Genomic DNA, 1722 nt, shown 5'->3' on the forward strand with positions numbered 1-1722 from the left:
GGTATCCGCGCCAAGCTCGTCCGGATTGTCGCCCACGCCTGCGCCGTCATAGACGTTGCCGGTCGTGAAGTTGTCCAGACCTTCGACGACGCTGTTCGTGTCGTCCTCGGCCGTGGGAATATCGTCCGAAACGCTGACATCGACCCTGCCGACCGCCTTGTCACCGTCCGTGTCCGTGGCGACCACGTTCACGAAGCCTAGATCTTCGAGATCGTCGCCTGCAAGATCATGGCCTAGATAGTTGTCGTTCAGCGTTGCCGTGACCGTCGCGTCGTTACCGCTCACCACGAGAGTCAGCGTGACTACGGGACCGTTGGTGTCAGAACCGACGATCTCGAAATCGCCGGTGCGCACCCAATCGAGGTCACCGCCGAGGTCCAGTACATCGCCGAATACGATCGTCGCGAAGGGATCCGAGCCGGGAACGAAATTGATCGTGCCCTGGTCGAAATCGTCCCCACCCGGAGTGCTGCCGTCGGCAAGGTTCTGATCGTCCAGAGCGAGGTCCAAACCGTCAGGATTGCCCGGGGCCTGACCGTCCTCGATGCGGATAGGCTGCGCACCCGTATCGACATCGCCATCGCCGTCCGTCAGCGTATAGGTGAAGTCGGCAACGATCGAACCGCCCGTCTGGTCGAGGCTGTCGGTCGGATTGAACGTCCAGTTGCCGTCCATGTCGATGGTATAGGTGCCGTTCGCATTGGTCAGCGTCGCCACATTACCGTCCTGCGGGACAGCGACGGTTTCCGAACCGACCGTGATCGCGGTAACGGTTGCTCCGTCGGCGCCCTCCGTATCGGCAACCCCGTCGGTCATGACATTGCCGCCGATATCGGCCGCATCTTCGGCAACCGTGATCAGCGTCTGGTCGGTTGCAGTCGGGACATCGTCCACGATGCTGACCTGGATTTCGCCGCTGCCGATGACGTTATTGTCCTGGTCGACGACTTGGTAGGTGAAGGTCTCGAAACCGGTAACCACAGTAGCATTGACGGTATTGTCGCCATTGTCGCCGCCCTGGTCGGGCGACAGCGTGTCGCCATCGACCGGCGCCGTAAGCGTATAGGTGTACTCGCCAGTCACCGGATCGAGGGTCAGCGTGCCGTAGCTTCCGGTCGCGCTCGAGGTCAGCGAATAGGTGAGCGTTCCGCTCGCACCGGTAACGGTGATCTGGCCGTTCGCGTCGATTTCGCTGTCCGAACCTGCGTCGCTTCCGATGCCGTCCAGTCCTGCTTCGAACACCAGCGCATCGTTGTCGGAAACATTGCCCGAAACGTTGTTGATCGTGATGACCAGCTGCGCCTCGGAGATGTCGCCGTCGGCATCGATGATCTGATACGTGAAGGTATCGGTCGTATTGGCGTTGGTCGAGTTGGCGAAGCTGTCGTAGGTATAGTCGCCATTGGCCTGCACGGTCAGCGTGCCGAGCGAAGAGGTAACCGTGAACGGGCCGGTCGTATCGCTGTCGCCCGAGCCGTCGCTGGTTACGCCGACAATGCCTGCGAGGCCATCTGCACCTGCCACATCGACACCGAAGCCGTCGTCGTCGGTGATGATATTGCCATTCGTGCTGGCACCTTCCGATACGGAATTGGCATTGTCCTCGGCGACCGGGATGTCATCGACGATGGAGATGACGATCTGGCCCGGGGTTGCGTCGCTGTCGCCGGTGGCGTCGGTGACGCTCATGGTGATCGTGTCGCTCAGCGGGTTCACCTCGCC

The 1722-nt window shown here is 61.3% G+C and carries 1 pseudogene; it reads right to left on the bottom strand.

The window, feature by feature from the left end:
* Positions 1-1722 (bottom strand): annotated as a pseudogene (locus LCM24_RS12965) (Ig-like domain-containing protein); the annotation flags it as partial.

Source organism: Qipengyuania aquimaris, assembly GCF_020171965.1.
Lineage (GTDB): Bacteria > Pseudomonadota > Alphaproteobacteria > Sphingomonadales > Sphingomonadaceae > Qipengyuania > Qipengyuania aquimaris_A.